The sequence below is a fragment of the Calditrichota bacterium genome, assembly GCA_014359355.1.
Classification (GTDB): Bacteria; Zhuqueibacterota; Zhuqueibacteria; order JANLFK01; family Oleimicrobiaceae; genus Oleimicrobium.
Window position 1 is genome coordinate 1 of sequence record JACIZP010000210.1, and the last position, 4,736, is coordinate 4,736.

Below are 4,736 nucleotides of genomic sequence, written 5' to 3' on the forward strand. Positions count from 1 at the left end.
CGCGAGGTATCGCCGGTGAGGCTCGCATAGCGCACGAGGAGCACTGCGGCGCGCGCGGCGTCGTCCACACAGGCTATGCCCTCCGATGGTGCGGCGACCCAGTGGTAGTCTGGGTGCTCGGCGTAGACGTGCAGGATGACCACCGAGTCGCCGCCCATCGTCGCCCATTCGCACAGGTGGTCCAAATGGGCAAAGTTGACCAGCGGAACCTGAGAAGGAGCAGGCTTGCGCGGGGCGCAAACCAACGACACGAGCGCTACGCCGAGGATGCCCGCGGACGACATCCATGCCCTAAACGCGACCTTGGGCCGGTCCCTGCCTCCGGGCACTCGACGGGCCACTTGCCACTTCACTTCTTGCCCTTCAGGTGCGCAAGGAGATCACTCAGGTTTGCGGTAGCCAGGGCAATGGTGGTGTCTGCCGCTCCGTAGTAGAGGCGTATTTCCTTGGTGACCGGGTCAAGGATCGCGCCGCATGGGAACACCACGTCGGCCACGTCGCCGACGCGTTCGTACAGCTCGCGCGGCCCGAAGACCCAACTATCCGACCGAGATATAACCCGCGTCGGTTCATCGAGGTCCAACAGGGCAAGCCCCAGGCGGTAGATGGCCCCCGCAGCAGTGGTGCGCACGCCGTGGTAGATGATGAGCCATCCCTCGGGCGTCTCAATGGGCGGCGTGTTGAGGCCGATCTTGCGCGCGTCCCACCACCCGCCTTGCCTCGCTTCCAGCAGGATCCTGTGGTCGCCCCAGTGCGTGAGGTCAGGCGAATAGGACACCCAGATGTGCGCCCCGGCCCCGGGAGTCACCGGCATGGGGCGATGGATGAGCAACCACCGCCCTTTGAAGCGCCTGGGAAAAAGCGATGAATCCTTGTCCTCGGGCGGCATGATTGGGCCCCGCCGCTCGAAGGTGCGAAAATCCTTGGTCATGGTCAGCGAGACCAGCGGACCACGTTCCGAGAAAGCAGTGTAGGTAATGGCGTAGCGCTCCAGCTCCTCTAACCACACGATCCGCGGATCTTCCACGCCCCACAGCTCCTCAGGGTGATGCCCTGGGTCAGGAGGAAAGGTCGGCTGCGGGTCAATCTGCCAGTTGGAGACACCATCGGCGCTGCGGGCCACCGTCAAGTGGGAGAAGCCGCGCATGTCTTCCACGCGGGCAAGCAACAACGTCGCGCCGTCGAACTGCACTGCACCAGGGTTAAAGACCGCGTTGGCCGGGTACGGCCAATCAGAAGCGGTCAGAATCGGGTTCCTGGGATGGCGACGGAAAAGCTCAGAGAACTGTCCAAAGTCTGCGACGTCTTTCATACGCGTATCCGCACCTCCTCTTTTCTCGTTCCGATCCACCTTGTGTACTCTTAAACGTAAGCCTCAGCTCTTCAGGCCTGTGGTGGCCATGCTCGCAATGAAGTAGCGTTGGAAAAAGGCGTAGGCAATGATGATGGGTAGAGCCAGTAGCGCTGCGGCAGCCAGGCGCACACCCAACAAGCCCTCTGCCTTGCCCCCAACCGCAAAGAGCGCGACCAACTGCGGCATGGTCATCAGTTCCCATTTGCGAATGACGATGATTGGCCAAAGGACCTCGTTCCAGATGTTCATGAAGGTGAGAATAGCCACGGTAATCAACGCCGGCACGGACAAGGGCCACATGATGCGAAAGAGGATGCCAAAGTCAGAGCAGCCATCGATCCGTGCTGCATCCAACAAGTCCTGCGGCACGCTTTTGAAATACTGCCGAAAGACTACAATTGCGAACGCATTGATCATGTACGGCACAATAAGGGCGTAGTAGGTGTCGTTCCAGCCGAACTTAACCATGAGCACGTAGGTGGGAATGAGCGTGATCTGGAAGGGGAGGGTCATGGTGAACAGCACCACGGCGAAGAGCCCATCGCGGCCCCGGAAACGCAGACGTGAGAGCGCGTAGCCAATCATCGAGGTGAAGATCAGCACCCCTGCGGTGGCGGAGAACGACACGAAGAGGCTGTTCGCAAATGCTCGCGCGATGGGGATCTTGCTGAACACGAGACGGTAGCTCTCAAGGGTCAGCTTGCCTGGAATGGGGTTCAGGCGGCCGATCTCAACCTCTGGCCGCACCGTCGCCGAGAGCATCCAGACAAACGGGTAGAGACACACCAGACTCCAGCAGAGAAGAAGTGCGTAGAGGCTGCCCTTCGTGGCGGTCCGAAGGAAACGTAGCCGGGACGTTTTCATAAGCCGGTCTCCTGCTCCACTACCCTCTTCTGGAGGAGCACCACCATGAACACGATGAGGGCGAAGAAAAACCCCAGTGTCGCGGCATATCCCATGTGGTTGAACTGGAAAGCCTGATGGTAGATGTAGAGCACGGCCGAGAGGGTGCTGCGGATCGGGCCGCCCCCGGTCATGATGTAGGGCTCGATGAACAGCGAGAAGCCACCAATGGTGGAGAGAATCACGACCATCACCACGGTGGGATTGATCATCGGCAAGGTGATGTGCCTGAACTTGCGCCACGGCGAGGCGCCTTCGATGTCGGCAGCCTCGTACAAGTGCTGCGGCACGCTCTGCAGGCCCACCAAGAAGAGCACGATGTACAACCCCACATTCTTCCAGGTGGCCATGATCGCGATGGACGGCATCGCCATGGTCGGACTTGTCAGCCAGGGAACGCGGCCGAGGCCCAGCGAGGAGAGCACATTGTTCAACACTCCCGTGTCTTGCGCATAAAGGCTGTCCCAGAGCATGGTGGTCACTACCCCTGAAACCACCACAGGGAGGAAAAAGATCGCACGGAAAAAGCCTCGCAAGCGGAGTTTCTGATTCAGGAAGACTGCCAAGGCGAGGGCGATGACGATCTGCAGGGGAATGTGAATGAGCAAGAAGACGCCGGTATTCGCCAGGGCCCGGAAAAAGAGACGGTCGTGAAGCAGGCGGTGCACGTTACCGAGGCCGATCCATTGCATGGGTGACAGGATGTCCCAGCGATGAAAAATGAGCACGAAGGAAAAGACCAAAGGAAAGGCGACGAAGGTCAAGAAGTGCGCTATGTAAGGGAGCACGAGCACATAGCCGGCGTTGGCAGTATGGCGTCTTCTGCCTTGGCCAACGCTCAGACGTCCGGTCTGGGGGCTCACTGGGGAGGTGCGCGAGGTGATCGGGCGTGCGTCCATCGCCGGCTACTCCAATACCAGCCGCGCTTGCCGAGCAGCGTCGTGAATGGCCTTTGCTGGCGTCTTGACCCCGTAGACCACGCAGGCTTCAAACTCGTTGGACAGTATGTCAAAGATCTCTTTGAGCACTGGGCTGGTGTCGGTCCCCCGCACAAATCGCGCTTGATCGGCAAAGCGCTTCATGAAAGGGCTCTTGGCGAAGTAAGGAGCATAGAGCGGGTCTTCCAGATGGTTAGCCCGCAACGGGAGCTGGTCGGTCATCTCCAGAAGGAGAAGGTCGGCTTCGCGACTGACCAGGAACTTGGCAAACTCCCACGCCAGGCGCGGGCGGCGGGTATTGCGAAAGATGACGATGTTCTTGATGTCGCCGTAAGTGTACACTGGCCCGCTCACCCCATCCGGGCGTGGCACTGGAGCAAAGTCGTAAACAAAGCCCTCCGGCTTGAATTTCTCCGCATGCCTGATCTCCCAGGGCCCGGTGAAGCGCGATGCCACAACGCCCTGCAAAAAGACGTCGGTGCGTCCGACCATGCGCTCTTTGGGAAAGTAGCCGCGAGCGAAAAGCGTCTGCAAGAAGGTGAACACCTCAACCGCCTGCTGGTTGTCAAAGGCTATCTTGCCATCCTCAAGGAGGGTGTGGCCGCCAGTGGCCGCGATGTAGAGAGGGTAGAAGTCAAAGAAACGCTGCCACCATAGGGCGCGGATGTCGGTGATGCCCATCCAGCGATCGATGTGGCCATCTCCGTTGGTGTCGCGCACAATTCTCTCTGCCGCCTGCAGATACTCGGAGTAAGTCCTCGGGAAATGGTCGTAACCCGCTTCCGCAAGCATTTTCCGATTGAAGATGACCATGACCGGGTTTGTCTTCCACGGTATCTGGTAGACATGGCCATCGGATGACCGGGCCTCATCCAAGAGTGCAGGGTCCACACGAGCGCCGATCACCTCAGCAAAGTCGGGGAAGGTGTCCAAGGCCACAAGCTGGCCGGCGCGGGCGTAGGCCTCCACGTCCCCCGGCCACATGTTGGAAAAGACGTCGGGGGTAGTTTTGCCTACCACGGCTGCCAGGATCGCTTCTTCGGTGGACTGGCTCTCTGGCACCGGTTGGTGGGTCACCGGGCTCTCCGGGTGCAGGGAGTTCCATCGCGCCACAAGCTCTCTGGCCAAGTCGACTTCGTACTGGTTGTTCGCTGACCAGTAGACGAGGTGGCTCGCGCTGCTCGCAGTCTTCTTGGCGCAGGTGGTGAGCAGAAGCAGCTGGCTGCAAACCACTGCCGCGGCGAGCATGAGCTTGAAGTGAGAATGGCGCACGTTCATACTCGCCTGCTCATTGCTCCCCTTCGTCCAACATCGGCCAGGGCGGGACCGCCAGCGCCCCGTACTGACCTGGCCGCACGCCGACCAGCGGAATGCGCGTCAGAGCTACCGACTGTAGCGGCTGGAGGTTGCGCTCCACGGCGTAACGCCCGCGGAGTTGCTGCAGATGGCGGCGCAGGGAAAAGCCTGGGTCGGAATTGGTTCGCAGCTGCCGGAGCATGAGTTCCGCGAGAAAGTGATCGCGCCACATGGCAATCTCTTCC

General features: G+C 60.3%; 6 protein-coding genes. All 6 read right to left on the reverse strand.

Annotated elements, in window-relative coordinates:
- The coding region (locus H5U38_09535) for a hypothetical protein (protein MBC7187262.1) at window positions 1–353 on the reverse strand (353 nt) is incomplete at its 3' end.
- The gene (locus tag H5U38_09540) at window positions 350–1,312 is read right to left on the reverse strand and encodes a glycosidase (protein MBC7187263.1); all 963 of its coding nucleotides are present in this window, start codon (window positions 1,310–1,312) and stop codon (window positions 350–352) included. The genes H5U38_09535 and H5U38_09540, both read right to left, overlap by 4 nt.
- 63 nt (window positions 1,313–1,375) lie before the next feature.
- Window positions 1,376–2,218 carry a carbohydrate ABC transporter permease gene (locus H5U38_09545; protein MBC7187264.1) on the reverse strand — a complete coding sequence of 281 codons (843 nt, stop codon included), beginning with the start codon at window positions 2,216–2,218 and terminating at the stop codon, window positions 1,376–1,378.
- On the reverse strand, window positions 2,215–3,156 hold the full coding sequence (locus H5U38_09550) for a sugar ABC transporter permease (protein MBC7187265.1): 942 nt from the start codon (window positions 3,154–3,156) through the stop codon (window positions 2,215–2,217). Before H5U38_09550 ends, H5U38_09545 begins: the two co-directional genes overlap by 4 nt.
- Before the next feature lie 6 nt (window positions 3,157–3,162).
- A complete protein-coding gene (locus H5U38_09555; protein ID MBC7187266.1) occupies window positions 3,163–4,473 on the reverse strand; it encodes an extracellular solute-binding protein in 1,311 nt (436 codons plus the stop codon).
- Window positions 4,474–4,483: 10 nt separating this feature from the next.
- Window positions 4,484–4,723 carry a hypothetical protein gene (locus tag H5U38_09560; GenBank protein ID MBC7187267.1) on the reverse strand — a complete coding sequence of 80 codons (240 nt, stop codon included), beginning with the start codon at window positions 4,721–4,723 and terminating at the stop codon, window positions 4,484–4,486.
- Window positions 4,724–4,736 lie beyond the last annotated feature (13 nt).

Coding starts and splice junctions, on each gene's coding strand:
- H5U38_09540 (MBC7187263.1), bottom strand. CDS start 1,312: ATGAAAGACGTCGCAGACTTTGGACAGTTCTCTGAGCTTTTCCGTCGC.
- H5U38_09545 (MBC7187264.1), bottom strand. CDS start 2,218: ATGAAAACGTCCCGGCTACGTTTCCTTCGGACCGCCACGAAGGGCAGC.
- H5U38_09550 (MBC7187265.1), bottom strand. CDS start 3,156: ATGGACGCACGCCCGATCACCTCGCGCACCTCCCCAGTGAGCCCCCAG.
- H5U38_09555 (MBC7187266.1), bottom strand. CDS start 4,473: ATGAACGTGCGCCATTCTCACTTCAAGCTCATGCTCGCCGCGGCAGTG.
- H5U38_09560 (MBC7187267.1), bottom strand. CDS start 4,723: ATGTGGCGCGATCACTTTCTCGCGGAACTCATGCTCCGGCAGCTGCGA.